At 43.4% G+C, this 26,939-nt stretch carries 21 protein-coding genes and 2 pseudogenes; 15 read left to right on the top strand and 8 right to left on the bottom strand.

What is annotated here, in order from left to right; all coding sequences use genetic code 11:
- Positions 1-98: 98 nt before the first annotated feature.
- A complete protein-coding gene (locus AO382_RS11020; protein ID WP_081261310.1) occupies positions 99-293 on the bottom strand; it encodes a zinc ribbon domain-containing protein in 195 nt (64 codons plus the stop codon).
- Between the two features lie 12 nt (positions 294-305).
- On the bottom strand, positions 306-1,226 hold the full coding sequence (locus AO382_RS04255; protein WP_227513622.1) for a transposase: 921 nt from the start codon (positions 1,224-1,226) through the stop codon (positions 306-308).
- Between the two features lie 55 nt (positions 1,227-1,281).
- On the opposite strand from AO382_RS04255, the pseudogene tnpA reads away from it, so the two are divergent.
- Positions 1,282-1,524 (top strand): annotated as a pseudogene (gene tnpA / locus AO382_RS11435) (IS200/IS605 family transposase); the annotation flags it as partial.
- Between the two features lie 154 nt (positions 1,525-1,678).
- Here tnpA and AO382_RS04250 read toward each other — a convergent pair.
- A complete protein-coding gene (locus tag AO382_RS04250) occupies positions 1,679-2,356 on the bottom strand; it encodes a DUF2062 domain-containing protein (RefSeq protein ID WP_064618469.1) in 678 nt (225 codons plus the stop codon).
- Between the two features lie 152 nt (positions 2,357-2,508).
- Here AO382_RS04250 and orn point away from each other — a divergent pair, with 152 nt between their 5' ends.
- Positions 2,509-3,096, top strand: a complete 588-nt coding sequence (gene orn / locus AO382_RS04245) for an oligoribonuclease (RefSeq protein ID WP_064618467.1) — start codon at positions 2,509-2,511, stop codon at positions 3,094-3,096.
- A gap of 70 nt (positions 3,097-3,166) precedes the next feature.
- On the opposite strand, the pseudogene AO382_RS04240 reads toward orn, so the two are convergent.
- Positions 3,167-3,846, bottom strand: a pseudogene (locus AO382_RS04240) (IS1595 family transposase).
- 166 nt (positions 3,847-4,012) lie between these two features.
- Between AO382_RS04240 and AO382_RS04235 the strand changes: the two are divergent.
- Both AO382_RS04235 and AO382_RS04230 read left to right on the top strand, forming a co-directional pair.
- A complete protein-coding gene (locus AO382_RS04235; RefSeq protein ID WP_064618465.1) occupies positions 4,013-4,816 on the top strand; it encodes a transporter substrate-binding domain-containing protein in 804 nt (267 codons plus the stop codon).
- 229 nt (positions 4,817-5,045) lie between these two features.
- Positions 5,046-5,624, top strand: coding sequence for a YceI family protein (locus AO382_RS04230; protein WP_064618463.1), 579 nt, complete (start codon positions 5,046-5,048; stop codon positions 5,622-5,624).
- Positions 5,625-5,706: 82 nt separating this feature from the next.
- Here the strand turns inward: AO382_RS04230 and AO382_RS04225 are convergent, their stop codons facing one another.
- Together AO382_RS04225 and AO382_RS04220 are read right to left on the bottom strand one after the other, a co-directional pair.
- Positions 5,707-6,504 (bottom strand): UDP-2,3-diacylglucosamine diphosphatase, encoded by a 798-nt coding sequence (locus AO382_RS04225; protein WP_064618461.1) that lies wholly within the window; start codon positions 6,502-6,504, stop codon positions 5,707-5,709.
- 1 nt (position 6,505) lies between these two features.
- Entirely contained in the window at positions 6,506-7,015 is a 510-nt protein-coding gene (locus tag AO382_RS04220; protein ID WP_064618459.1) for a peptidylprolyl isomerase, read from the bottom strand.
- 202 nt (positions 7,016-7,217) lie between these two features.
- Here AO382_RS04220 and AO382_RS04215 point away from each other — a divergent pair, with 202 nt between their 5' ends.
- From AO382_RS04215 to AO382_RS04200, 4 genes are all read left to right on the top strand, one after another.
- Complete coding sequence (locus AO382_RS04215; protein ID WP_064618457.1) at positions 7,218-8,975, top strand: glutamine--tRNA ligase/YqeY domain fusion protein; 1,758 nt, start codon at positions 7,218-7,220, stop codon at positions 8,973-8,975.
- Positions 8,976-9,086: 111 nt separating this feature from the next.
- Positions 9,087-10,961 carry a helix-turn-helix domain-containing protein gene (locus AO382_RS04210; protein WP_258865269.1) on the top strand — a complete coding sequence of 625 codons (1,875 nt, stop codon included), beginning with the start codon at positions 9,087-9,089 and terminating at the stop codon, positions 10,959-10,961.
- A complete protein-coding gene (locus tag AO382_RS04205) occupies positions 10,948-12,039 on the top strand; it encodes a type I glyceraldehyde-3-phosphate dehydrogenase (protein ID WP_064618453.1) in 1,092 nt (363 codons plus the stop codon). Before AO382_RS04210 ends, AO382_RS04205 begins: the two co-directional genes overlap by 14 nt.
- 236 nt (positions 12,040-12,275) lie before the next feature.
- Positions 12,276-13,073 carry an enoyl-CoA hydratase-related protein gene (locus tag AO382_RS04200; RefSeq protein WP_064618451.1) on the top strand — a complete coding sequence of 266 codons (798 nt, stop codon included), beginning with the start codon at positions 12,276-12,278 and terminating at the stop codon, positions 13,071-13,073.
- Between the two features lie 52 nt (positions 13,074-13,125).
- On the opposite strand, the gene AO382_RS04195 is transcribed toward AO382_RS04200, so the two are convergent.
- Both AO382_RS04195 and gltB read right to left on the bottom strand, forming a co-directional pair.
- Positions 13,126-14,547 (bottom strand): FAD-dependent oxidoreductase, encoded by a 1,422-nt coding sequence (locus tag AO382_RS04195; RefSeq protein ID WP_064618450.1) that lies wholly within the window; start codon positions 14,545-14,547, stop codon positions 13,126-13,128.
- 59 nt (positions 14,548-14,606) lie between these two features.
- Entirely contained in the window at positions 14,607-19,070 is a 4,464-nt protein-coding gene (gene gltB / locus AO382_RS04190) for a glutamate synthase large subunit (protein ID WP_064618448.1), read from the bottom strand.
- A gap of 222 nt (positions 19,071-19,292) precedes the next feature.
- Between gltB and AO382_RS04185 the strand changes: the two genes are divergently transcribed.
- The 7 genes from AO382_RS04185 (at position 19,293) to AO382_RS04155 (ending at position 26,935) form a co-directional block, all read left to right on the top strand.
- Positions 19,293-19,559, top strand: coding sequence for a succinate dehydrogenase assembly factor 2 (locus AO382_RS04185; protein WP_064618447.1), 267 nt, complete (start codon positions 19,293-19,295; stop codon positions 19,557-19,559).
- A gap of 24 nt (positions 19,560-19,583) precedes the next feature.
- The gene (locus AO382_RS04180) at positions 19,584-20,075 is read left to right on the top strand and encodes a hypothetical protein (protein ID WP_227513621.1); all 492 of its coding nucleotides are present in this window, start codon (positions 19,584-19,586) and stop codon (positions 20,073-20,075) included.
- Positions 20,076-20,252: 177 nt separating this feature from the next.
- A complete protein-coding gene (locus AO382_RS04175; protein WP_064618445.1) occupies positions 20,253-20,957 on the top strand; it encodes a YidB family protein in 705 nt (234 codons plus the stop codon).
- Positions 20,958-21,104: 147 nt separating this feature from the next.
- Positions 21,105-21,779 carry an HAD family hydrolase gene (locus AO382_RS04170; RefSeq protein ID WP_064618443.1) on the top strand — a complete coding sequence of 225 codons (675 nt, stop codon included), beginning with the start codon at positions 21,105-21,107 and terminating at the stop codon, positions 21,777-21,779.
- A gap of 150 nt (positions 21,780-21,929) precedes the next feature.
- Positions 21,930-23,025, top strand: a protein-coding gene (gene prfB / locus AO382_RS04165; protein WP_115346494.1) for a peptide chain release factor 2 whose coding sequence is annotated in 2 segments (ribosomal slippage) — positions 21,930-22,001 and positions 22,003-23,025 — 1,095 coding nt in all. Because the reading frame shifts where the segments join, the coding sequence is not laid out codon by codon here.
- A gap of 235 nt (positions 23,026-23,260) precedes the next feature.
- Positions 23,261-24,787 carry an acetyl-CoA hydrolase/transferase family protein gene (locus tag AO382_RS04160; protein WP_064618440.1) on the top strand — a complete coding sequence of 509 codons (1,527 nt, stop codon included), beginning with the start codon at positions 23,261-23,263 and terminating at the stop codon, positions 24,785-24,787.
- A 318-nt stretch (positions 24,788-25,105) separates the two neighbouring features.
- Positions 25,106-26,935 carry an acyl-CoA dehydrogenase C-terminal domain-containing protein gene (locus tag AO382_RS04155; RefSeq protein WP_201030215.1) on the top strand — a complete coding sequence of 610 codons (1,830 nt, stop codon included), beginning with the start codon at positions 25,106-25,108 and terminating at the stop codon, positions 26,933-26,935.
- The last annotated feature ends 4 nt before the right edge of the window (positions 26,936-26,939 follow it).

Here is a 26,939-nt window from a genome sequence, read left to right as displayed (position 1 = left end):
GGGGGAATCTTTGCGACCCATAACAACCTAAGCTTAGATTGAGTTGCTATCTTTCGCCAGTACACTTACGCTGATAAGTATTATACTGAGGGAACTCTTTATACAACACTAAGTCCTAGTGCATCAGCTAACGCTTGCTTGCGTATATTGTTTGCGGCATTGGTATCACGGTTATGCTGTGTTTGACAGCTAGGACACGTCCAATGCCTGACTGACAACGGCAGACTGTCTAATTTGTGATGACAATGCGAGCAAATTTTAGAACTGGCAAAGAACCGATTTACTTTTAGAATGTTTTTGCCATACTAATTTGCCTTGTAAGTAAGCAAGGTAACAAATTGCCCTAAGCCCACATCATGAATCGCTTTGGCAAGTTTTCGGTTTTTTACCATGTTTTTGACACCCAAATCTTCAAGTGCATAGCTTGTTGCTTGGTTTTCACAGATGAGGCTATGCGTGATTTTGTGGTGTATGTCTAAACGCTGGTTGCGTACTTTTTCATGAATACGAGCGGCGGCTAACTTTTGCTTTTGATGGTTTTTACTTTGTTTTTGTTTGCGAGCAAAGATTTTTTGTTGTATCGCAAGTCTTTGACTGGCTTTGGCTAAATGTTTTGGGTTATCAAATTTGCTGCCGTCTGATAAGTTAAGTAAGTGGCTGATGCCTAAGTCAATACCAACAGTTAGGCTAGGCTCTATTGTGGTGGGTGTTGGTACAACTTCATTGTTTTCTACTAAAATACTTGCATGGTATTTGCCTGTGGCTGTCTTAGTGATGGTAACTGTTTTGATATTGCCAACAAATTCACGGCTAAATACGGTTTTGATGCCTTTGGTTTTGGGTAGGTTGATGATGCCTTGTTTAAAATTTATGGTGCAATGTTGGGGACATTGATAACTTCGCTGTGGGATTTTTTTAGATTTAAAGCGTGGAAACTTGGTACGACTTTTGAAGAAATTGGTAAAGGCGGTATAGACATTTAGCAAGGCATTTAGTAACGATTGGCTATTAACTTCGTTTAGCCATGCAAACTTGCCTGTTTTCTTTTTCTTGACGAGCTGACTTTGGATTTGGGTACGAGATAACGACTTGCCAAACATGGCATAGTAGCGTTGTTGCAATGCCAATGCCCAATTATAAACAAAACGAACACAACCAAAGTGTTGTTCAAACGCTATGGCTTGTTGTTGGTTTGGATAAATTCTGTATTTGTAGGCTTTGAGCATGGCTTGTTAGTTGAGTGAATGTAGTTATAATTTAGCGTAAACCCTACTTAGTGTCAATCTTAGTGTCAATCATGTGCATTTACTGCTTGATATGCACCCCAATATCATGCCAAGTAAGTTTATCAATAATCTAAAAACAGTGACTAGCCGACTAATGAGAAAGGAATTTGCAAAGCATTTAGCTTACTTTTACTGGAAACCTGTACTTTGGACTAGGGCGTATTGTTTGCTAACGACTGGTGGTGCTACCGTTGATACCATTAGACAGTATATCGAAAAACAAGAACGCCCTGATTAGGGCATCAGTGCTTACATCTCCACCTAAATCAAAGATTATGGGTGGAGATGTAAGCACGATAAGTTAAAATGAGTGAAAGCAGCTTAGGCGGAGTGATCTTTGAGAAGTTATGCTTTGGTTAAATGACAATGCGTCAATATAATAAAGTATTTGTTTAGATGGAAAAATTATCGCCTTTATCGATTTTTGTGTGATCGTGCTCATTTTGCAGATTTTGTTTTTGGAGGTCTTGTTCACGCTTTTTATGACCTTTTTGATGTTTGAATTTGGGGGCATTGGCGTTGTAACCGTGGCGCGCTTGCCAATCTCTGACAGTTCGATAATTCCAAAAAGCGCGAAATGCCAAACCAAGCACGATACTGGTGATGATGGCAGATAAAAGTAGCCCAACCACCATCGCTTGCCACGAAAAAATATGCCGATGCGCCTTAAGCGGATTAATGCCATCAGCGGTCACCCAAAGGGTAAAATCGGTTAAGATCATGCCAATCGCCCTAAGCCCAATGGTAGGCTCTCCGAGCAATATCGCTCCTAGCGAATACGCCAACCAAAAAACAGGAATGGCAGTCAATGGATTGGTAATCCAAGTCAGTGCAATCGCCATCGGAATATTAGCTCGGATGAGCAGTGCGCCAATCAATGCAAGTGGCATCTGACCAGGCAAAGGAAAAAAAGCCGCCAACACACCCACATAAACCGCTCGACCCAGCGAGCTGCGATTGATTTGCCACAGTCGAGGATCCGCCAAAAAAGGCGCAAATATCGCAATTAAACGATTTTGGCGCAATTTTTCGGGCGTGGGTAACCAGGCTTTGATCTTATTCTTGGGCATGGAGGTGGCTATCGTGTAGATAAAACCTAAATTATAGCAAACTTTTATTGATAAAACGACGCAAACACCGTTATTTTTGTTGAATTTTTAAGAGCTTATAGCAGGCTTAGGCGTACTGTGATAGAATGCTTGAAATCACTTAGGATGCACTTATGACTGATAAAATTAAAATTCAACACCCAAAACCTTCTGCAAAAGCCAAAAAAGCACTCATTTGGATTGACCTAGAAATGACAGGTCTGGATACGCAGCACGATGAGATTATTGAGATTGCCACCATCGTTACTGATGATGATCTGAACATTCTTGCCGAAGGTCCTGTTTTAGCCATCAAGGTTAGTGATGTGGTTTTAAACCGCATGGATGACTGGAATAAAAACCAGCACGGGCAATCAGGGCTGATTGACCGTGTCCGCCGAAGCACTGTGACGCTTTTTGATGCCGAAGCACAGACGATTGAATTTTTATCCAAATGGGTGGATGCGGGTATCTCACCGATGTGCGGTAATTCTATTTGTCAAGACCGCAGATTTTTAGCACGCCAAATGCCAAAGCTTGAGCGATATTTTCACTATCGTAACTTAGATGTTTCAAGTATCAAAGAGCTATGCTATCGTTGGCGTCCTGACATTGCCGCAGGCTACCAAAAAACAGGAACGCATCTGGCACTTGATGATATCCGTGATTCTATTCGAGAGTTACGCCACTATCAAGCACATTTTTTTAAATTGCTGGATTGATTTTAAAGCAGGCTTATTATGGTCTGCTTTTTGAGTAAAAATATTATAAATATATTCCAAATTTATATAATTATTGAAGGGACTGTACTAGATTAGCCCAAATCCCACACCATCTTCTCAATGCTTTAAGCTGATTAGATGGTGTACCATAGTTAAAACGAAACTCACATTCTTTGATAAAAAGATGAAAGTGTTTCTTGTCAATGCTATTGTACTTTCTTAAAACACGCTTGGCTTGCGACCAGAAATTCTCAATGCCGTTGATGTGATTATGGTCTTTTGCAAATTCTTTGGAATGGTTAATTCTAAAATGCTTAAAATCACTTACATCAAGAGCATTGTAACTACGATAGCTATCAGTATAGGCAATGCTGTCAGGCTTGATTTTGCTTGTGATGATAGGCATTAGTATGTTAGTCTTGGTGTCTTTAACCACAACCACAAAGGCTTTACCGTTGCGTTTTAAAAGACCGAAGACAGCTTTTTACCACCAGCGCCACGACCACGCTTGCCTTTGTGAATACTGCCAAAATAGCTTTCATCAAGCTCTATTTCGCCATCAAACAATTCTTTAGCCTCAAGATCAAGATGATATTCTATCACAAGTCTGATTTTATGGTAGAATAAATTTGCTGAATTTGGGTGTATTTGTAGCAAATCAGCTGCCGAACGAGCAGTAACTTCAAGTACAAAAAATTCAAGCAGTCTTTTTTGTACTTTTTTACTGAGTTTGCAATGGGTTATCTTCATAAAACTAGTATAACATGAGAGTTATTCTAGTACAGCCCCTTATTGAAAATATTATTTATTTTTATTTCTAATAAAATTTTATAAAATATAATTGCTCTGGTTTTTAATTAGCCTTAGCAACTAAGTGAATAAGAACTTCTATGAACTTTTTTAAGGGATATCATAAATGTTAGGACGTAAGACTTTATCAATATTTTCATTAATAGGACTTCTAACAAGTCAATCTGTTATGGCTATGACATCTAGTGCTGAAAAAAATAGCGATACTCTAGAAAGAGTGATGAATACTAAGCAGTTGCGTGTTTGTTCACCTGGGGATTATAAGCCTTTTAGTTTTGACAATGGAGGAAAATTTGAAGGGATTGATAATGATTTAATAGATTTACTAGCAAAAAGTATGGATGCTAAGGTGTTAATTATTAAGACAACCTGGTCAAATTTAATGACAGATTTTACTTCTGGTAAATGTGATATCGGTGTGGGAGGTATATCAATAACACTTCCCAGGCAGCAAAAAGCACTATTTACACAACCTTATTTTACAAATGGTAAGACCCCGTTGGTTCGCTGCGAGGATGTTGCTAAATATCAGACTATTGATGCAATCAATCAGTCCCATGTTCGTATAGTTGCAAATCCTGGAGGTAGTAATGAAAATTTTGCTCGTACTGTACTAACAAATGCTAAGTTGACAATGCACCCAGAAAATTTAACTATTTTTGATGAGGTAGCTGCAGGACACGCTGATGTTTTTGTTACAGAAGCAGCTGAGGCAATTGTTAAAACGCATGAATATAAAGGTGTGCTTTGTGGGGTTAATCCTGATAAGCCTTTAAAACCAGCACAAAATGGCTGGTTGATCCCAAATGATGATTTTCGTTTTAAAGCTTATGTTGATCAATTCTTATATTTAGAAAAGCTTTCAGGGAATTTAGACCATGTAATTAATAGATGGTTGCCAAGGCAATGACTAACCAATAGCCCATTCTGAAATATTATTTTTTGGTAAATATTTGCAGATTTGGCAACAATTTTTTCACCAAAGTAATACTTGTTATTCGATATGATTTTGGTTAAGATGGTAAGTGAAATTTGCAATTTGCTTTAAGCTTATTTAAATATTGTTTATTTAGATATTATTTAATAAATCATATTAAATTTAGCCCATTTAATTGATTAATAACCATATGGAGTATGTTATGAAAAGATTATCTTTAATCGCATTATTGGCGGTGGCGGGTTTTGCTAACGCAGCGACTTATGAGCTTGATCCTTATCACACCAATGCGCGTTTTAGCATTGACCATTTTGGCACCTCAACCAATGTGGCAGGCTTTTATGAGTTATCAGGTTTGATGCAGTTTGACCGTGCAGCAGGCAAAGGCTCGATTGATATCAGCATCCCAGTTAGCAGCCTAAATGCGTCTTCATCACTATTCACACAACACCTAAAAGGGGCTGATTTGTTCAATATTGAGCAGCATCCAACCATGCGTTTTGTGTCAAATAAATTTCATTTCAAAGGGACGGGCAAAAATCGTCAGTTACAATCAGTGTCAGGTCATTTAACTTTGCTTGGTAAAACGCATCCTGTTACTTTAACAGCGACTAAATTTAACTGTTATCAAAGCCCAATGTTAAATACTGAGGTCTGTGGTGGCGATTTTACGACAAAGATTGACCGCACCAAATGGGGCATGAATTATTTGGTAGATATGGGCATGCCTAAAGATGTTCGTATTGACATTCAGGTAGAAGCTGGTAAAAAAGCTCGCTAATATTACTACTTATTTTGCTTAGCATCAATAAAAAAGAGCGTATATTTATTTTATGCTCTTTTTTATTCACACTGTTAAAAGTTTAACCATGCTTAAATCGTGCAAGCTGTAGATCTTCACCAATCATCAATCCAATTTCGGCATGAATGTGACGACCATCATCACGCCAATCACCCAAAACAATGCGTATTTTGCGACCATGATGATGTACATTTGGGCGATGTGTATGCCCATGCAATAAAATATCGCAATCTGTCATGGCTGCATCAACCGCTGATGAGCTCACATTCATGATCTTTGGTGGTTTATGAGATTTTTGGTGGCGTGAGTGATTTTGGATATGATTCGCCAGCTTTTTACGCAGTGATAAGGGCAATTGATTTAAAACCATTCTTGTCATCGGGTGATTGATGATGGCACGATAACGCTGATAGCTTGTATCATCTGTGCATAACGCATCGCCATGCTCCAAGCGAATGCGGTGTTTGGTCGTGTTGATGGGATAGGGTTCTTGAATGAGTGCACCTTTAAAAGTATCACACAGTGTTTGGCGAATCATAAAATCACGATTGCCACGCATCACAAGGATTTGTATATGATTATTTGCCAAGGCGTTGAGTGCTGTAATGACAGGGTGTAGCCAATGTATGGCTTTTTGGTCGTCTGATAACCGTGTGTAGGTGTCATCACCAAGCCATGCATCCAGCCAGTCCCCCAAAAGATACAATGCGTTGAGATTGGGTAAATTTTTTAGGTCTTCGAGCAGATGAACAAATGCCTTGGTTAGTCTTGGTATCATTGGCGATAAGTGCAAATCACTAACAAAAACCGCCTGAATGTCAGACGGTTTTGTGGTAAAAAAATAATCAGCGTTTAGCATATCATTGATTAATCACTTTGGCACTGTTGATAACGATAGGCTTATTGGGTACATCGGCATGATACCCAAAGCGACCAGTTGGCACGCCTTTGATTTGATTCACCACATCCATACCATCAATCACTTGACCAAAAACAGTATAGCCCCAACCTTGTGGTGTTGGGCTTGAATGGTTTAAAAAGTCATTATCTTTGACATTGATAAAAAATTGTGCGGTAGCAGAATGTGGGTCGGAAGTTCGTGCCATGGCAATGCTACCGACAGTATTTTTTAATCCATTATCTGCTTCATTTTTGATTGGCGTGCCAGTGCGTTTTTCGTTCATTTGTGCATCCATACCACCACCTTGAATCATAAAGCCATCAATCACACGATGAAAAATTAGACCGTCATAATGACCCGACTCCACATAATCCAAAAAATTGGCAACCGTGACGGGTGCTTTTTCGGCATTAAGTTCAATTTTAATTTGACCAAAAGTCGTATCAAATTCGACAACAGGCATATCCATAAAGTATCCTTATAAATATCAATGAATGGGATTAAATTTTGCTTATTATAGCATAAAATTTATGGGGTGTGCTTGTGCAAATTTAAAGGCTGTACTGATTTTTTGGGTGCTTTAGATGAATAAAATCATGCTGAAAGACCCAAAATTATGCTAAAATAATCCAATTATGACATTTAAAACTGATCACCATGGACAATGAATTATGAGTACACAACCAACCGAAAAAAATGATTTTATTCGCACAATTATCCGTGATGACTTGGCATCGGGTAAGCATGACAGCATTTTGACACGCTTCCCCCCTGAGCCAAACGGATATTTACACATTGGACATGTGAAATCGATTTGCCTAAATTTTGGCGTGGCAAATGAATTTGGTGGTGCGTGCAATTTAAGATTTGATGATACCAACCCTACCGCCGAAAAACAAGATTTTGTTGATGGCATTAAAGAAGATGTCAGATGGCTTGGGTTTGAATGGGCAGGCGATGTACGCTATGCATCGAGCTATTTTGATGAATTGTATGGCTGGGCAGTCCAATTAATCAAACAAGGCGATGCGTATGTGGATTTACAAAGTATTGATGAAATCCGTGCCAATCGTGGCTCGTTTACTGAGGTCGGTGTGCCATCACCACAGCGTGATGCCAGTATTGAGAAGAATTTGGCTCGATTTGAGGATATGCGACAAGGTAAGTTTGCTGATGGTGAAGCGGTATTGCGTGCTAAAATTGATATGACACACCCTAATCTTAATATGCGTGATCCTGTGATTTATCGTGTTATGCATGCTCACCACCATCAAACGGGTGATAAATGGTGTATTTATCCGATGTATGATTTTGCACATCCATTATCTGATGCTTATGAAGGCATTACACACTCTTTATGTACGCTTGAATTTGAAGATCATCGCCCATTTTATGATTGGGTGGTGCAAAAAGTTGGCTTTGATGTGCCGCCACGCCAGTATGAATTTAGCCGCCTAAATATTGACCACACCCTAACCTCAAAGCGTAAGCTCAAACGCTTGGTAGATATGGGCGTGGTGTCAGGTTGGGATGATCCTCGTATGCCAACTGTGGCAGGTATGCGTCGCCGAGGCTATACACCCGAAGGCTTGAGAGATTTTTGTGAACGCATAGGCATCACCAAATCTGAGGGGCTGGTGGATCATCGTATGCTTGAATTTAGCGTGCGTAAGTCGCTTGAGGAGACGACCGCTCGAGGCATGGCAGTTTTGCGTCCTTTAAAGGTGACCATCACAAATTTTGATGATGCTGTTGCTAAATTTAATGAGCTTAAAAATGAAAAAACGGTGGCAGAATTTGATGGCGAAGTACTTTGGCTAACTCAGCCGAAGCATCCGCAGTTAGATATGGGGGAGCGTCAAATTCCTTTTACCAAAACCATCTATATTGACGCCACCGATTATGAGATTGAGCCACCAGCAGGCTATAAGCGTCTATCACCAAATAATCCAGAGATTCGCCTGCGTAACAGCTATATCCTAAAAGTCAATGAGTATAAGACGGATGATGCAGGCAATGTAATTGAATTGATTGCAACGATTGATGAACATACATTGGGTAATAATCCTGAAGGTCGTAAAGTCAAAGGCGTTATCCATTGGGTTTCTGCCACTCATGGCGTTGCAGCTTTAGTGCGTTTATACGACCATTTATTGTTAGAAGAAGATGAAATTGATGCGTCTTTGGCACAGAATGTTTTAGGGGATAATGCTGATGCTGATGCGTTTTGGATTGACAGACATCTTAACCCAAATTCATTGACTGTATATCAAGCGGTGGTTGAGCCTGATTTAGCAAAAGCAGCGGCTGGCGAGCGGTTTCAGTTTGAGCGTGAAAGCTATTTTATCGCCGACAGTGTTGAGCATACTCAATCTTTACCCGTATTTAATCAAATCGTAAGCTTAAAAGACAGCTTTAAGCCTGAATGATTGTACACTTATCAGACCCATGACCAAACATCTGTTAGTGTGCTTTTGGTCATGGGTGAGCTGATATCATGGGGGCATAAGACAAATGCTCCAAAAACTTAATCAAATACAATAAATCAAGTTGACGCTATGAAACAAGAGACCGCCCTTGCGATTTTAAAGACAGGGCAAAATGTTTTTTTGACAGGTCAAGCAGGTGCAGGAAAAACCTATGTACTCAATCAGTACATTGAATATTTGCGAGTGCGACAAATCCCTGTCGCAGTCACAGCCAGCACTGGTATCGCATCAACGCACATGAATGGTATGACAGTTCATGCGTGGTCGGGCATTGGCATCCAAAATGAGTTTGAGAAAGTCAATCTTCAAAGGCTTGCCGCCCGTGATGAATATCTTGAACGCATCAAAAACACCAAGGTACTCATCATCGACGAAATCTCAATGCTTCACAGCAAGCAAGTTGATACAATCAATCAAGTTTTAAAGCATTTTCGAAAAAATGAGATGCCTTTTGGGGGTGTTCAGGTAATTTTTTCGGGTGATTTTTTTCAGCTGCCACCAATTGGCGATAAGGGTGAAACATCAAAAGAAAAATACGCCTTTATGTCGCAGGCTTGGCGTGAGTGTAAATTTCAAATTTGTTATCTCACCGAGCAGCACCGCCAAACAGGCACGGATGAAAAACAGCGTTTTGGCTTATCTTTGAACGATATTTTAAATCAAATCCGTCGCCAATCGGTGACACAGCAGGCGATTAATATCCTGACATCCACCCAAAATCATACTATTGACTTGAACCGCACCAGACTTTATACGCATAATGCTGATGTGGATGTCATCAATCAAACGCAGCTCAATGAATTGACTGCCAAGACCATAACTTATCGTGCTGCTAAAATGGGTGAAAAACCCTTGCAAGAATCACTGTCAAAGAGTGTGCGTGCCCCTGATGAACTGACGGTTGCGATTGGTGCTAAGGTCATGTTTGTCAAAAATTTACCCCTTTTGGGTGTGTATAATGGCACGATGGGCGAAGTGGTTGGCTTTATTGGCGTATCAGGTAAAGCCTATAAAGCTACTGATGCTGACATCTCTGAAACCGCCTATCCTTTGGTTCGGCTCAATACTGGTGGAGAAGTTGCCGCAGAGCCTGAAGAGTGGATGGTGGAGGATAAGGACGGCACTGTATTGGCAAGTTATACCCAAGTGCCTTTATGTTTGGCTTGGGCAATCACAGTGCATAAGTCCCAAGGCATGACTTTAGACGCTGCCGAAATTGATTTATCTAAGACCTTTGAGATGGGGCAAGGCTATGTCGCACTTTCTCGCTTACGGTCATTAGATGGGCTAAAACTGCTGGGTTTTAATATCAAAAGTTTATTGCTGGATGAATGGGTGCAACGCATTGATCAGCGATTTATTGAGCTGTCTTTTGAGCATGCCAAAGCGTTTGAATTGTTTGATGAATCGATGCTTGCCAAAATTTATGATGCCTTTATTCATGCGTGTGGTGGTACAACCAATCCTGAGGTCATCGCCGCCAACCAAAAATATCGAGCACTCAAAAAGCAAGGCGTGCTTGGTCAAAAAACAAAAGCACAAAATCAAACTAAAGCAGGACAAATCCAAGCCAATGGACTGACCAGCACCGTCAATGAAACTTATGAACTCATTCAGCAAAAGATGGATTTAGACAAGATTGCCGCTAAGCGTAGTTTGGCTGTTTCAACCATCATCAATCATGTGGCAGATATTGGTAAAATTATGGGCACTGATGCCATCGAAGCTTATCGTCCAACTGATGAGACAATCGCTAATATTAAAGATGCGATGCGTCATTTGGATGCTCAAGGCGAATTTGCCGATGGGTTTAAAATTAAGCCCATTTACGATGAACTTCGTGAGAAGTACAGCTATAATGAAATACGCTTGGCTTTGGCGTATATTGATACCTCAAAGATGGATGCTGATTATGATACCAAATAACTCACACCATCAAGCAAATGTACCAAAATTACGCTTGGCGATCAATGGTTTTGGTCGCATTGGGCGTAATGTACTTCGAGCTTATCTGCAACAGTTAAGTACTTTTGGTCATATTGAAATTGTCGCCATTAATGATGTTGCCGATAACCAAATACTTTTGCATTTATTAAAATTTGACAGCACGCATGGGCGTTTTGATCAAGGCGATCATAATGCAGCACAGGTTTCATTAACAACCAATCAAGATAACTCATATTTGACGATCATAAAAGGTGGGTCGTCACGCCACATTCTTTTGCTAAGCTGTGATGAGCCAAAGCATTTGCCTTGGGCAGATCTGAATGTTGATGTTGTGCTGGAGTGCACAGGTCAATTTCGTTCCTATGCCGATGCCAATCGCCATCGCACAGCGGGAGCAAAGCAAGTGATTATTGGTGCGGCACCATTTGATCGTGTTGATGCCAGTATTGTCATTGGGGTAAATGATCACAAGCTTCATGCTGATTTACCAATTATCTCAGGGGTGTCTTGTACGACACAAGCTTTAGTACCTCTATTATCTGTACTTGATGACAAATTTGGCATCCAAAGTGCTATGATGACCGAGATTCATGCCGTAACAGCAGACCAAAGCGTGCTTGATCAAGCGCATCGCGACTTTCGCCGCGCCAGAGCCAGCGGTCATAATATCATTCCCACCACATCCAGTAGTATCAATGCCACCGAACGCGTCCTGCCTCTGATGCGCGGTAAAATCAACGGACACTCCATCCGAGTTCCCACCATCAATGTCGCAGCGATTGATCTGACTGTCAAATTTGCGCAAGCGGTTCGGCTAGATGAGATTAAAGATGCGCTGATGACAGCAAGCCAAGAGCATCTTTTTGGCATCATGGATTATTGTGATGAGCCTTTGGTGTCTAGTGATTTTATCGGTGATAGCCACTCTTTGGTCATTGATGGTCAGCAGCTGATGATGGCAGGTGAGCTTGCCAAGATTTATGCTTGGTATGATAATGAATGGGGCTATGCCAATCGGCTTTTGGATATGTGCCAAAAGCTGGCAGGTTTAAGATAAGTTTGGCTTGCATCATCTTTGACATTGAAATGGTAATAAGTTTTAGGGACTGTATTAGATTGCATTTTAATCTAATACAGTCCCTAAAATAATAATAGCCTATTCAACTTTCAAAAAATGCAATATACTAATCCAATCAAAGATATGCTCAGATCGGCTTTATCATTGTTATAATGTTAGCCAAACTGTCAGAGTGCAACAATCAAAACCATTTCATAATTACAAGGAATATCCTTATGACGATTTATAGAGAAGTCTCGCATCCTGAGCTTCAGTCAAGCCTAGAGCATGGCGTTTTGGTGCTTGCCATCAACCGCCCTAAAGCTAAAAATGCGCTATACTCTGAGTTATATCATGCCATTTGTGATGCGCTGATCGCTGCAGAGGAAGATGACCAAATCAAGGCTGTGGTGCTGCGCGGTGCAGGAGATGACTTCAGCGCTGGCAATGACATGGGCGATTTTATTAAGTTTTTTGAGTACGATCTTGAGAAAATTAAGGCAGGGGATCTGCCGCCGTTTCGCCTTCTAAAGACGGTAGCGGGGTTTGGCAAGCCGATTATTTTGGCGATTAAAGGTGCAGCGATTGGGATTGGGGTGACGCTGCTACTTCATGTGGATATGGCTTATGCTGATGATACGGCGGTATTTCAGATGCCCTTTTTGGGGCTTGGCGTGACGCCCGAAGGAGCAGCCACTCAGCTGATGGTGGAGCGTATCGGCTATGTGGAGACCTGTGAGCTGTTATACACCGCCCAAAGATTTGATCGCCAAAAAGCCGAAAAATTAGGATTGATCAATGCCTTGCCTGATGAGGCTGATGTCTATGACTACGCGTATTCCCAAGCCCAAAAAATCGCCAATATGCCTCATAAAACTGTACGCCAAACCAAGCAACTTTTAAAGCATGATTTGGGGCGCATCATTCAATGCATCGATGATGAGGCTGAAATTTTTATGCGGCATGTGCAGTCGCCAGAATGCAAAGAAGCAGTTCTTGCCTTTAAAGAAAAACGAAAGCCAAATTTCAATTAATAAATAAAAATCGCCGCTTAGTGATGACATAAGCGGCGATTTTTTTAAATTATCAAACTTCCAAAAAATCCAAAATCCCCTTGGCAGCCTCACGACCCTCCCAAATGGCGGTGACGACTAAGTCTGATCCCCGTACCATATCACCGCCAGCAAAGATTTTTGGATGACTGGTTTGGAATTTAAAAGGTTGTTGTTCTGGAGCGATCACGCGTCCGTCAGCATGCATATCTATGCCTTGATCGCCAAACCAATCAGCAGGGCTTGGGCGAAAACCAAACGCAAGCACGACAGCATCAGCAGCCAAAATCTCTTCAGAGCCTTCGACCACGATGGCGGATTTGCGTCCATTGGCATCAGGCTCACCCAAAGCGGTGGTGACGACTTTGACACCTGTAACTTTGCCGTTTTCGCCGATGATTTCAACTGGCTGACGATTGAACAGAAATTGCACGCCTTCTTCTCGGGCGTTGGTCACTTCGCGCTTTGAGCCTGGCATGCTGTCTTCGTCACGGCGGTAGGCGCAAGTCACCGAAGCGGCTTGCTGACGGATACTGGTGCGATTACAGTCCATGGCGGTATCACCGCCGCCAAGCACGACGACGCGTTTATCTTTTAGGTTGACATAAGGCTCATTGTCACTTTCCCAGCCGTGGCATTCGTTAACATTGCCAATCAAAAAATCCAGCGCATCATACACGCCATCTAAGTCTTCGCCAGCAAAGCCGCCGCGCATATAGGTATAAGTCCCCATGCCCATGAACACCGCATCATATTCAGCCAAAACCTCATCAATCGTGATGTCTTTACCAATCTCGGTATTTAGGCGAAATTCAATACCCATATCGCTAAAAATCTCTCGGCGGCGCTTCATGACCTGTTTTTCCATCTTAAATTCAGGAATGCCAAAGGTGAGTAGCCCGCCAATCTCAGGACGCTTATCAAATACCACAGGACGCACGCCATTTCTCACCAAAATATCAGCACAGCCAAGACCTGCAGGTCCAGCACCAATTACCGCGACACGCTTGCCTGTCCAGACCACATTGCTCATGTCAGGTCGCCAGCCGCGCTCAAAGGCGGTGTCATTGATGTATTTTTCGACATTGCCGATCGTCACCGCCCCAAAGCCGTCATTGAGCGTACATGCCCCTTCGCAGAGCCGATCTTGGGGGCAGACGCGTCCGCAGACTTCAGGCAGGGTATTGGTTGTATGGCACAGCTCAGCCGCTTGCTCGATCAGCCCTTCACTAGCAAGCTTAAGCCAATTGGGGATATAATTATGCACAGGGCATTTCCATTCACAGTATGGATTACCGCACTCCAGACAGCGATGTGCCTGCTGAGCGGCGGAATTGTGATCAAAAGGCTTATAAATCTCAATAAATTTGGTTTTGCGAGTTTCGAGTGATTTTTTGGCAGGATCGCTGCGCGCCACCTCCAAAAACTGAAAATCATTGTGTAAACGAGCTGTCATGGTAATCTCCTTATTGGGCATTGATGGGTATCTGCCGACAATGCCTGTCATTTTCTTTCTTATTGTGGATCAGCCAAAGTGCTTTTGAGCAGCGTGGCGATATTGGCGGCTTTTGGCTTAACCAAATAAAATTTGCGCACATAATGCTCAAAATCACTTAAGATGGTCTTGCCCCATGCGCTGTCAGTTTTTTCAACATGGGTTTCAATGATTTTGCGCAAATAAATGCGATGCTCTTCGGTCTGCTCGCTTGAGATGCGATGTAAATCGATGAGCTCGTGGTTGCAGCGATCAAAGAAATCACCTTGCATATCCAGCACATACGCAAAGCCGCCAGTCATGCCTGCCCCAAAGTTTAAGCCTGTTTTACCAAGGACAGTCACCACGCCGCCTGTCATGTACTCACAGCAGTGGTCGCCTGCCCCTTCGACGACGGCATGGCTGCCTGAATTGCGCACCGCAAATCTCTCGCCTGCTGTCCCGGCAGCATACAGAGCGCCGCCAGTTGCGCCATACAGACAAGTATTGCCAATGATGGCAGAATCGGCGGTGTTGATGTGGATGTTTTTGGGTGGATAAATGACAATCTCACCGCCTGCCATGCCTTTGCCGACATAGTCGTTGGCGTCACCTTCTAGCTCAATGTTCAGACCGCCTGCATTCCATACGCCTAATGACTGACCAGCCGTACCAGTCAGATGTAACTTGATGGGCTTATCGCTCATGCCCAGATTGCCCCAAATAGCAGCAATCTCACCAGAGATACGTGCGCCGATAGAGCGATCGCAGTTGCTGATGCGGTAGCTGTATTCACCGCCATAGCCTTTTTTGATGCTGATCGCCATATCGCTGACCATACGCTCAGCTAAGATGCCTTGATCAAACGGCACATTGCTTGGCACTTGACACGTATGCGGTGCGCCTGCTGCTCGTGGGTGGCTGTACAAAAGCGGCGTCAGATCCAGATGCTGCTGTTTGGGGGTTTGACCTTCTAAGATGTCCAATAAATCAGTGCGACCAACCAGCTCCTCCAGCGTGCGCACGCCCAGTTTCGCCATCCAGTGACGCGTCTCCATCGCCACAAATTTAAAGAAATTAATCAGCATATCCACCTCACCGATGTAATGCTCATCACGCAAATCAATGCGCTGTGTGGCGACACCGGTTGGGCAGTTATTCAGATGGCAAATTCGCAGATACTTACAGCCTACAGCCAGCATCGGGGCGGTACCAAAGCCAAAGCTTTCGGCACCCAAAATGGCAGCTTTGACGACATCAAGACCTGTTTTGAGACCACCGTCTGTCTGAATGCGTACTTTATCACGCAGACCATTGACGCGCAGGGACTGATGCGCTTCTGCCAAGCCCAGCTCCCAAGGCGAGCCTGCATAATGAATTGATGATAAAGGCGATGCTGCTGTACCGCCATCATAGCCTGAGATGGTGATTAAGTCTGCATAAGCCTTAGCCACGCCAGTAGCAATGGTGCCAACGCCAGGGCGTGAGACCAACTTGACCGAAACCAAAGCGCCGGGATTGACTTGTTTTAGATCAAAAATCAGCTGCGCCAAATCTTCGATGGAATAAATATCATGATGCGGCGGCGGTGAAATCAAAGTCACCCCAGGCACCGAATAGCGCAGGCGTGCGATCAGATCATTGACCTTGCCGCCAGGCAGCTGACCACCTTCACCAGGTTTTGCACCTTGAGCGATTTTGATTTGCAGCACTTCAGCAGAGCGCAGATATGCAGGCGTCACCCCAAATCGACCCGAAGCAATTTGCTTGATTTTTGAATTTTTGAGCGTGCCGTAGCGCGCTGGATCTTCGCCGCCTTCTCCTGAGTTTGAGCGACCGCCGATGGTGTTCATTGCCATCGCGATGGATTCATGCGCCTCAGGTGACAAAGCACCCAAAGACATCCCCGCCGAGTCAAAACGCGGCAGGATGGACTTGATGCCTTCGACTTCATCAAGATCAATCTCGCCGCCAGTTTTTAAAGCGAGCAAATCACGAATGGTCGCCACAGGGCGATGATTGACAATGTCGGCATATTTTTGATATTCCTGATAATCCCCCGAGCGAACCGCGCTGTGCAGCGCTCGCACGACATCTGGATTAAAGGCGTGATATTCTTTATCAAAGACAAATTTAATCAAACCACCCTTATCCAATGGCGTGCGGCGTGTAAAGGCATTTTTGGCTAGGATGGCTTGATCATTTGCCAAATCCTCAAAGGTAGCGCCTTTGATACGACTTGCCACGCCCACAAAGCACAAATCCACAATCTCAGGCGACAGTCCCACCGCCTCAAACAGCTGTGCGCCGCGATAAGAGACGATGGTTGAGATGCCCATTTTGGATAGGATTTTTAATAAGCCTTTATCTAAGCTTTTGCGGAAATTGGCGCGCGCACTCAAGGCATCGGTGTTGATTTCACCTATTTCCACCATGTGATCAATCACTTCATAAGTCAAATACGGATAAATACACGTCGCCCCAAAACCGATCAAGACAGCGGCGTGATGCGGATCACGCACCAGACCTGTTTCGATGATCAAATTGGCATCGGCGCGCAAGCCTTGTTGGATCAAGTGATGATGCACAGCGCCAGTCACCAAAACGGCATTAGCAGGCACTTTGTCTTTTTTGATGTTTTTGTCGGATAAGATGATCAAAGTGTAGCCTTGCTTGATGGCAGCCACGACTTCTTGGCAGATGTTATTGATGGCTTGTTTTAGGCTTAGGCTGTCGTCATAGTTAAGGTCGATTCTTTGGCTCAAAAAAGCAGGGTCTTGAGTGGCTTCGATTTGCTGCATCTTACTGGCTGATAGGATCGGCGATGATAAGATGATTCGGTGTGCGTCTTTTGAGGTAGGGTTGAAGACATCCGTTTGGGCGCCTAGGCAAGTTTGAAGACTCATCACAATCGATTCACGCAAAGGATCAATCGGTGGATTGGTCACCTGTGCAAATTGTTGTCTAAAAAAGTCAGCCACATGGCGAATTTGGCGTGAGAGCACCGCCATCGGCGTATCATCTCCCATAGAGCCGACCGCTTCTTGAGCGTTTTTGGCGGCAGGGCGGATGATCTCGGTGCGCTCCTCGCTGGTGATATGGAACATCTTTTGTAGTGCTGCCAGATGCTCTGTGTCTTTGGTGGCGGATGCCAGTGATAGCTCGATGGCTTGATTGTCGCGGATGCGCATGGCATTTTCGCGCAGCCACTTGCGATAAGGATGGGCTTTTTTCAAAATGGTGGCGATGGTTTTGGTATCCATGATCTGACCGCTATAGGTATCGATGACCAGCATCTGACCTGGACCGATGCGACCTTTTGCCAAGACATCATCAGGGGTATAATCCCATGTGCCTACCTCAGATGCCACCGTGATGTAGCCATTTTTGGTGGTGACCCATCTTGAAGGGCGCAGACCATTTCGATCCAGCATACACACTGCATAGCGACCATCTTGGATTACCAAGCCTGCCGGACCATCCCATGCTTCCATGTGCGGCGAATAAAATTCATAAAAAGCGCGCAGATCCATATCCATGCTATCGACATTTTGCCATGCAGGCGGTACCAAAATGCTCATGGCATGAAATAGGCTCATGCCACCATTCATCAGCACTTCAAGCATATTATCTAAGCTTGATGAATCAGAGCCTGTGCTATTCACCAGCGGCGCCAGCGCTTGTAGCTCGGGCAGTTTGTCAGATTTTAATTTGGGTGTGCGCGCCACTGACCAATTACGGTTGCCAGTGATGGTGTTTAGCTCGCCATTATGCGCCAGATAACGAAATGGCTGAGCCAAATTCCAGCGTGGCAGGGTGTTGGTGCTAAATCTTTGGTGAAATACCACAATGTGTGAGCTTAAGCGATCATCTTGCAGATCCAAAAAAAAGTTTGGCAAGTCCTTGGGCATCACCAAACCTTTATAAATCACAGTCTGACAGTTTAATGCTGTCACATAAAATAGCTCATCTTCGGTCAGCTGAAGCTCTGCTTTTTTGCGCGCGACAAATAATAGCCGATTAAATTCATCAGCAGGCATATCTTTTGGCGCATTGACAAAGACTTGCTTAAAATCCGGCAGACTTTCGCGTGCGATATCCCCGACAATGTCAAGATTGATAGGCACATCTCGCCAGCCTGCCACTTCCAAGCCTTCGCCTGTGATTGCTTCGTTTAAGACTTGCATACTATGCTTGGCTTTGGCTTGATCCAAATTGACAAAGACCGTACCGACCGCAAAATTTTCTGACAGATCAAAGCCGTTTTCGGCAGCGACCGCGCGAAAAAATGCGTCAGGCTTTGCGATCAATAAACCGCAGCCGTCCCCTGTGCGACCATCGGCAGCCACACCGCCGCGATGCGTCATACAGCTTAGCGAGTGAATCGCAGTTTTGACCAAATCATGGCTTGGCGTGCCTTCTACATGGGCAATCAAACCAAAACCGCAATTGTCTGAAAAATCATCAGGGCTTGCCAAATAGGTGGTGGAACTGATCATTGTCATGGCTTATCCTTTTGTCGCTGTGAGAATGAATTGAAGGGTAATTATTAGATTTGCAATTTGGTCTTATTATAAACACTGATAAATTAAAAATCTATATTTCATTTGATAAATTAATGGGTATATCAGAAATTATCATAAATAATCGCCGATTAAAAATTTATCGTAAAAAATAACACAACTTTGATATACTGAGCACACTCAAAACCAAAATAAGGAACCATCATGAGCATTCAGCCGACTGACGCACAGCGCCGTATCATCTATCAAGCTCGCCGCGGTCTTAAAGAATTGGATTTTTATATCGATCCTTATGTCAAATCGCATTATTTGAGTGCGGACGCGGATGAGCAGCAGGCGTTTGAAGCATTATTAAGCTATGAAGACCCAGATTTATTGGTGTTTTTTTTGGGTCAAGACATGCCATCAGAGCCCGGTGTCGCCGCCTTGATTGACAAGATGAAATCGCTTCGTCATACAGATACTATTTAGCATGATTAAATAGTCAGTCAGATTTTGGGCGTTTATTCTCAATATCCTTTGGTGCTGGATGCTGCCTTTGTGCCAACACGCACAGGGTGGTATCTGTGGATGAGTACCATAGTTTTGGTTCTACTCATCTGTTTGGCTGTCGGCTTGTCATGGTGGCAATGGGTGAGTTTGGGTGTATGTGTAGGCGTATTGATTGGTTTTTATGCTTATCATCAAAGATTAGGTATCCGTCAGATGAGCAGCCGTCAGATTGATGGCGTTTGGCTGTTGTCTTTTCCTGTCCGTTCAAAGCAAGCGGCAACCACTCAAGATGACCCAAAAGATACACATGTGATCCATCAAGCCTATTTGCACCATATCCGCTTGGTGAATTTGGGGATAAGTTCAGCGGTGGTGATGGATTTTTATGCCATCAGCCCAAAAAAGCAGCCCATGACGGTGGTCATCTTTAATGACCAAACAGATCCACACAATTTTTCTAAATTATCTGCATTGGCAAGACTTTACCAAAAATAGCACAAATGTTTACAAAAACACTGTTCCGTGATGTACTGGATTTTGTTAAGATGACGCCATCATCATTGAGATTTGTTATGAAAGTTTTGTGATTAAAGTGATGAAAAATGTTAACTTGTATGATGTTTTTATCAACGATTTATCATACAATAGATGATTTAGGATAGGGGAAATGATATGAGCTTATTACAAAGCATTGTTACAGAAGTCTTAAAAAATACCGTACAGTCGCCACCTCAAGCTCAGCAAGTACCACCAAATCCCCAGCAAGGTGGCTTGGGTGGTTTATTAAGTGGTTTAACAGGTGGGCAATCCAATGCCACCAGTGCAGGCTTAGGCGGTCTATTGGGTAGTGTCATTGGTACACAAATGGGCAAGCAAACACAAGGCTCACCGCTTGATGCTGTGTTGGGCAGTTTATTGGGCAACAATCAACAAAATACCAGTGCTGGCGATTTGGGTAATGTGCTTGGTGCGGTTTTGGGTCGTGGTAATGTCAAATCGGCTGGCATGAATAAAAGTACACTTTTGCTTGCTTTGTTGCCAATTGTATTGACATTTATCCAAAAAAATGGCGGTCTGTCAGGCGTACTTAGCAAATTTTCTAACAACGGCTTACAAAATAAAGCCCAGTCTTGGGTGAATATCGATACCAATAATGATGGCATTGATGCCGATGATATTGCAAGATTATTTGATCATCAAGACATTGAAAACATTTGCCAAAAAACAGGTGCTAGCCGATTGGAAGTTTACCAAGGTATCGCAGAGCTTTTGCCGAAAGTGATGGATGATTTGACACCTCAAGGTGATTTATCAAAAGAAAAAGAGGCTAATAATGAGATTGCTGAGTTATTAGCAAATCTGAAAGCTGCTCAGTAGTTTAATACAGTCATAAAAAACAGGTTTGAAGACCTGTTTTTTATGGCTTGTTTTTTAGATTTTGCCAATAGAAGTGTTTGACGAGACAAGCATTTTCATTCAAAATAGCTGTATCTTAGGTATTGATTTTATTAGTGATGAGAAATTATGGCAAATTTAGCGTTATTTGATTTGGATATGACACTGATTAATGTGGACAGCGACCACAGTTGGGGGCAATATATTGTTAAAAAAGGCTTGGTAGACCCGAAAGCTTATGCCGATGCCAATGATAAATTTTATCAAGATTATATTGCAGGCACGCTTGATGCTGTGGCATATAATGAATTTGTGGCGGCATTTTTAAGCACTCAAAGTATGACCGACCTAGAGGCTTATCGAGATGAGTATCTAAAGACATGGATACGCCCAAATATGCGTCCAAAGGCGATTGAACAAATTGCCTATCACCGTACCCAAGGCGATACAGTCGTGGTGATTAGTGCGACCAATGATTTTGTGGTTGTACCCATTGCTAAGTTATTTGAGGTGGATGATGAGCATACTTTGGCAACTCGCCTAGAGGTGGTGGATGATGTTTATACAGGTAAAGTGGCAGATAAGCCTAACTTTAAAGATGGTAAAATTTATCATCTAAAAAATCTTATTAATCGCTTTGAATCGCAAGGCATCAAATTTGATAAGCTCATCGCCTATTCTGACTCAAAAAATGATATTCCACTGTTAAGCCATGCCGATGAAGCAATCTGCGTCACGCCTGATGATACCCTAAGAGCGTATGCCAAAGAACAAGGGTGGCAAGTGGTAGATTGGGCAATGTGATTGATATTGACATTAAAACACAAACACGCCATTAAGCCATAAATCAAAACACCAGATGGGCTTTTGGCATGGTAAAATTAGATAAGATTTGGTATAATTTTTTGTTTAAAATTTCGGCAATCCTACCGAATTGTTTTCACGGGAGAAATCATGGAAATTGCACAGTATCAAGAACAAATCAAAGATTTGCACGCTCGTGGGCAAGAGCTTCGGGGGTATCTTTGACGTTGAGAGCAAAAAAGAACGCCTAGAAGAGGTTAATTTAGAACTAGAAAACCCCGACATTTGGAACAATCCTGACCTTGCCACCAAAATCAGCAAGGAAAAATCAGTGCTAGATGGTATCGTGGGCGTGATAGATGGCTTATCCGCCAAACTCGATGATGCTGCCACCATGTTAGAGCTTGCCGTAGAAGAAGATGATGAGAGCCTGCTTGGTGATGTGCAAACGGAGCTGGACGATGCCCTAAACAGCGTAGAAGAGTTGGAGTTTAGGCGTATGTTTAGCGGTGAGATGGATGCCAATAATTGCTATTTGGACATACAATCAGGCTCAGGCGGTACAGAAGCACAGGACTGGTCAGAGATGCTACTTCGGATGTATTTGCGTTGGTGTGAGTCGCACGGTTTTAAGGCGGAGGTGTTGGAGGTTTCCGAGGGGGGCGTGGCAGGCATCAAATCAGCAACCATTATGGTCAAAGGTGATTATGCTTTTGGTTGGCTTCGCACTGAGATTGGCGTGCATCGCTTGGTGCGTAAGTCGCCTTTTGACAGTAATAACGGTCGCCATACTTCGTTTGCAGCGGTGTTTGTCTCGCCTGAGATTGATGATAATATTGACATTGACATCAACCCTGCCGATTTGCGTATTGATACTTATCGTTCAAGTGGGGCAGGCGGTCAGCATGTCAATACGACCGATTCGGCGGTACGCATTACCCATCAGCCAACAGGTGTGGTTGTTGCTTGTCAAAATGAACGCTCTCAACATGCCAACAAAGACACTGCCATGAAAATGCTCAGAGCCAAACTCTATGAACTTGAAATGCAAAAACGCATGGAAAAACAGCAAGCACTTGAAGAGAGCAAATCCGACATCGGTTGGGGCAGTCAAATCCGCTCTTATGTGCTTGATGATTCACGCATTAAGGATTTGCGAACAGGGGTTGAGACATCGAATACCAGTGCGGTACTTGATGGCGATTTAGACAAATTCATCGAAGCCAGCCTAAAGGCAGGTCTATAACTCAAGTCTGAAGTATAAAAATATCGTCCTGATGGGCGATATTTTTTGGCTTTTAGATTGATATTTTGACTTATTTTCAAAGGTAATAAGGTGGTTAAAATTTGTCATCAAAACGAGCTTAAATCTTGAATAATCATGACAAATATTACCCAAGCTATTTATTTTATTTGTGGTTAGTGCTAAAATCTTGATAGCTTTTGCTATAAACAATTGTATACATCTATAAGGAGACAGTATGTCTATTGACCGTATTCGCCACGCAGGTTTGCGTGAAAAAGTGATGAGTGCCGACAAAGCCGCTCAATTCATCCAAAATGGTATGATGCTTGCCATCACAGGCTTTACAGGGGCAGGCTACCCAAAAGCCCTACCAACTGCCATCGCTAATAAAGCCAAGGATGCTCATGGCAAAGGTGAAAAGTTTAGCGTTGGTATGGTGACAGGTGCTTCAACTGCGCCTGAATGTGATGGCGTGCTTGCCGAGGCAAAAGCGTTGCATTTTCGTTCACCATTTCAGTCTGACCCAATACTTCGTAATGGCATTAATGCAGGCGAGATTGCCTATCAAGACATGCACTTATCGCATGTTGAACAACACATGCGTCAAGGCTTTTATGGCAAATTTGACATTGCCATCGTTGAGGCGGCTGCCATTACTGAAAATGGTGAGCTGATTTTTGCGATGGGCATCGGTCATGGCGTAGAGGCGATTAAAAATGCCGATAAAATCATCATTGAGATTAATGGTGCTCTAAGTGCAGGCTTAGAGGGCATGCATGACATCTATGATGAGGTGGGTTTGCCGCCACACCGTAAGCCCATTCCCATCGTTGGGGCATTTGACCGTATTGGTACAGCAGGGCTTGCCATTGACCCTGATAAAGTGCTTGCCATTGTGCTAACGAGTGCTGGCGACCGTAATTCTAAATTTGCCGAGCCTGATGATGTGTCTAAGCGTATTGCAGCTCAGGTGATTGATTTTCTTGACCATGAGGTTAAGGCGGGTCGCCTGCCTAAGAGCCTACTGCCGCTACAGTCTGGTGTTGGTAACGTTGCCAACGCAGTCATGGCAGGTCTTTTGGATGCGCCATTTGATGACCTAGAAGGCTATACCGAAGTACTTCAAGATGGCATGCTTGATTTGATTTTGGCTAAGAAAATGAAAACTGCTTCTGCGACTGCCTTGTCATTTAGTCCAGATGCACTGGCACGCTTTAACGAAAATATTGAGTTTTTAAAAGACAAAATTGTCCTTCGCCCCATGGAGATTAGCAACAATCCAGAGATTATCCGCCGTTTGGGGGTGATTGGCATGAATTCTATGATTGAGGCGGATATTTATGGTAATATCAACTCAACTCACATCATGGGTACTCGCATGATGAATGGCATTGGTGGCTCTGGCGACTTTACTCGTAATGGCTTTTTTAGCATTTATGTCAGCCCATCTACCGCCAAAGGTGGGGCAATCTCAGCGATTGTACCGATGGTCAGCCATCATGACCACACCGAACACGATGTGATGTTTATCGTAACCGAACAAGGCATGGCGGATTTGCGTGGTAAGTCGCCAAAACAGCGTGCTAAGGTGATTATTGACAACTGTTCGCACCCTGATTATCGTGACATGCTTCGTGATTATTATGACCGTGCATTTGTGGCAAGCCAAAAAACAGGTGGTGTACACACGCCACATCTGTTGCTAGAAGCCTTGTCATGGCATCAACGCTTTGTTGAGACAGGCGACATGCGTATTAAGTAATTGATAGATATTACAAAAACCGTTCAATACAAACCGATTGGACGGTTTTTTATTTGGATAAATAAGTATACTGCCATACCAAAATAAAAACCAAAATTTGATGCCAAGGATTTTGCAAGCTTGCTTTGATGACTGGTGAGTCAAAAGGGGGGTTTGCATTCCAAGATGGCATTGGCTATTTTATTAGGAGAATTTTGTATATCGGTTTTAATTGCTCATATCATGATGCTGTTACCAAGCCATGCTTTTTAAGCTTATCAGCTGGAATTGGTTAAGTTGAATACAGTCTATTTGAGCGGTTTTATTATAAAGGAATGAATAATGCAGTATGTTGCCCCCATCCGTGATATCCAGTTTGTGATGCATGAGCTTTTGGACAGTCAATCACACTACAGTAAATTGTCTGCTTATGCAGAGCTTGATACAGATACAATCAATAGCTATCTTGAGGCGGCAGCTGATTTTGCACAGTCCGTGATTGCCCCTTTGAATCGTACGGGCGATATCGAAGGCTGTCAATTTGATCATGGTGTTGTTACGACACCGACTGGCTTTAAGGAGGCGTATGCACAATACTGCGAGCTTGGTTTTCCTGCGATCAATGCCGAGCCTGAGTTTGGTGGCTTGGGCTTACCAGTATCATTATCAAGTGCGGTCAGTGAGATGATGGGGACTGCCAACTGGTCATTTGCGATGTATCCAGGGCTGTCGCATGGCGCCATTCAAACCATCGAGCATCATGGCACAGAAGCCCAAAAAGCCACTTATCTTGAAAAGATGAATACAGGTGCATGGTCAGGCACCATGTGTTTGACCGAATCGCATGCAGGCTCTGATCTTGGTATCATCAAGACGCGTGCTGTACCCAATGAAGACGGCAGCTATGCCATTACTGGTCAAAAAATCTTTATCTCGGCAGGTGAGCATGATTTGACCGAAAATATCATTCATATCGTACTGGCTCGCTTGCCTGATGCACCAGCAGGCACCAAAGGCATCTCGCTATTTATCGTGCCAAAATTCATCGTCAATGATGATGGTTCGGTGGGTGAGCGTAATACGGTCAGCTGTGGGTCGATTGAGCATAAGATGGGGATCAAAGCATCGGCAACTTGTGTGATGAACTTTGATCATGCCAAAGGGTATCTGATCGGACCAAAAAATCGTGGTCTAAATGCCATGTTTACCTTTATGAATGTGGCACGACTAGGCACTGCCATCCAAGGTTTGGCAGCGTCCGAGCTTGCTTTTCAAGGGTCGCTAACTTATGCCAAAGAGCGCACCGCCATGCGTGCCTTATCGGGTGTCAAAGAGCCGAATAAGCCAGCTGATAGCATCATTCATCATCCTGCGGTACGCAATATGCTGCTGACCCAAAAAGCCTTTAGTGAGGGTGGCCGTGCTTTGGTGTACTATTTGTCTTACTTTGCAGATACTGTCGCCAAAGGTGAAAGTCCAAGTGAGATTAAGTTTGCTGATGAAATGTTGTCACTATTAACCCCAATCGCCAAAGCATTCTTGACCGAAACTGGTCTTGAGTCGGCGAATATGGGCGTACAAGTCTATGGCGGTCATGGCTATATCAGTGAATGGGGCATGGAACAAAACCTGCGTGATACACGCATTTCATGCTTGTACGAAGGCACGACCGAAATTCAAGCATTGGACTTGCTTGGCAGAAAAGTACTTGGCTCACAAGGTCGCATGTTAGCGAACTTTACCAAGATCATTCATAAATTTTGCCAAAAAAATGCAGATAATGATGAAGTTGGTCAGATGATTACGACACTTGCTAAGCTTAATAAGCAGTGGAGCGATCTGACTTCTCGTATCGCCATGCAAAGCACGCTAAACCCTGAAGCTGTTGGTGCTGCTGCGGTTGATTATTTGTATTTTAGCGGCTATGTCACATTGGGGTATCTATGGGCGAGAACCGCTATATTGGCAAAAGCCAAATTGGCTGAGTTTGATGCTGATCTTAGCACTGATAAATCATTGCAAGGCGAATACGGCTTTTATGATGCCAAGGTCAAAACTGCCGAGTTTTATTTTGCCAAACTGATGCCGCGTCATTTGGTTCATGTGGCTCGCATTAATACTGGCTTTGACAGCTTGATGGCGATGGATGCTGAACAATTTGCCTTTTAATCCT

Origin of the sequence: Moraxella catarrhalis (genome assembly GCF_001656295.1) — a bacterium.
Classification (GTDB): domain Bacteria; phylum Pseudomonadota; class Gammaproteobacteria; order Pseudomonadales; family Moraxellaceae; genus Moraxella; species Moraxella veridica.
Note: the sequence above shows the minus strand (reverse complement) of the source record. Positions and strands in the feature narration are given on the sequence as shown.

Bases quoted from the DNA above. Each gene is read 5' to 3' on its own strand.
- AO382_RS04160 (WP_064618440.1), top strand. From the start codon at position 23,261: ATGTCTATTGACCGTATTCGCCACGCAGGTTTGCGTGAAAAAGTGATG.
- AO382_RS04225 (WP_064618461.1), bottom strand. From the start codon at position 6,504: ATGCTAAACGCTGATTATTTTTTTACCACAAAACCGTCTGACATTCAG.
- AO382_RS04195 (WP_064618450.1), bottom strand. From the start codon at position 14,547: ATGACAGCTCGTTTACACAATGATTTTCAGTTTTTGGAGGTGGCGCGC.
- AO382_RS04200 (WP_064618451.1), top strand. From the start codon at position 12,276: ATGACGATTTATAGAGAAGTCTCGCATCCTGAGCTTCAGTCAAGCCTA.
- AO382_RS04215 (WP_064618457.1), top strand. From the start codon at position 7,218: ATGAGTACACAACCAACCGAAAAAAATGATTTTATTCGCACAATTATC.
- AO382_RS04175 (WP_064618445.1), top strand. From the start codon at position 20,253: ATGAGCTTATTACAAAGCATTGTTACAGAAGTCTTAAAAAATACCGTA.
- AO382_RS04205 (WP_064618453.1), top strand. From the start codon at position 10,948: ATGATACCAAATAACTCACACCATCAAGCAAATGTACCAAAATTACGC.
- AO382_RS04220 (WP_064618459.1), bottom strand. From the start codon at position 7,015: ATGGATATGCCTGTTGTCGAATTTGATACGACTTTTGGTCAAATTAAA.
- AO382_RS04230 (WP_064618463.1), top strand. From the start codon at position 5,046: ATGAAAAGATTATCTTTAATCGCATTATTGGCGGTGGCGGGTTTTGCT.
- orn (WP_064618467.1), top strand. From the start codon at position 2,509: ATGACTGATAAAATTAAAATTCAACACCCAAAACCTTCTGCAAAAGCC.
- AO382_RS04250 (WP_064618469.1), bottom strand. From the start codon at position 2,356: ATGCCCAAGAATAAGATCAAAGCCTGGTTACCCACGCCCGAAAAATTG.
- gltB (WP_064618448.1), bottom strand. From the start codon at position 19,070: ATGACAATGATCAGTTCCACCACCTATTTGGCAAGCCCTGATGATTTT.
- AO382_RS04185 (WP_064618447.1), top strand. From the start codon at position 19,293: ATGAGCATTCAGCCGACTGACGCACAGCGCCGTATCATCTATCAAGCT.
- AO382_RS04235 (WP_064618465.1), top strand. From the start codon at position 4,013: ATGTTAGGACGTAAGACTTTATCAATATTTTCATTAATAGGACTTCTA.
- AO382_RS04170 (WP_064618443.1), top strand. From the start codon at position 21,105: ATGGCAAATTTAGCGTTATTTGATTTGGATATGACACTGATTAATGTG.
- AO382_RS04255 (WP_227513622.1), bottom strand. From the start codon at position 1,226: ATGCTCAAAGCCTACAAATACAGAATTTATCCAAACCAACAACAAGCC.